The organism is Secundilactobacillus sp. MJ173 (assembly GCF_059704265.1).
The window spans coordinates 1-207 of record NZ_BAAKGN010000073.1 but is presented as its reverse complement, the minus strand read 5'-3'; the positions used below and the strand labels follow the sequence as shown (position 1 = coordinate 207).

At 48.8% G+C, this 207-nt stretch carries 2 tRNA genes; both read left to right on the top strand.

Going from position 1 to position 207, the window contains the following annotated elements:
- Positions 1–16 precede the first annotated feature (16 nt).
- Positions 17–90 (top strand) — tRNA-Ile (locus AC6H04_RS11800).
- A gap of 22 nt (positions 91–112) precedes the next feature.
- Positions 113–185: transfer RNA gene (locus tag AC6H04_RS11795), tRNA-Ala, on the top strand.
- The last annotated feature ends 22 nt before the right edge of the window (positions 186–207 follow it).

Below are 207 nucleotides of genomic sequence, written 5' to 3'. Positions count from 1 at the left end.
AATATAACGCTTTATTGGGCCTATAGCTCAGCTGGTTAGAGCGCACGCCTGATAAGCGTGAGGTCGATGGTTCGAGTCCATTTAGGCCCACTCAACAAACTTTGTTTGTTATGGGGAATTAGCTCAGATGGGAGAGCACCTGCTTTGCAAGCAGGGGGTCAGCGGTTCGATCCCGCTATTCTCCATTGATTCCGTAAGGGAATCAAA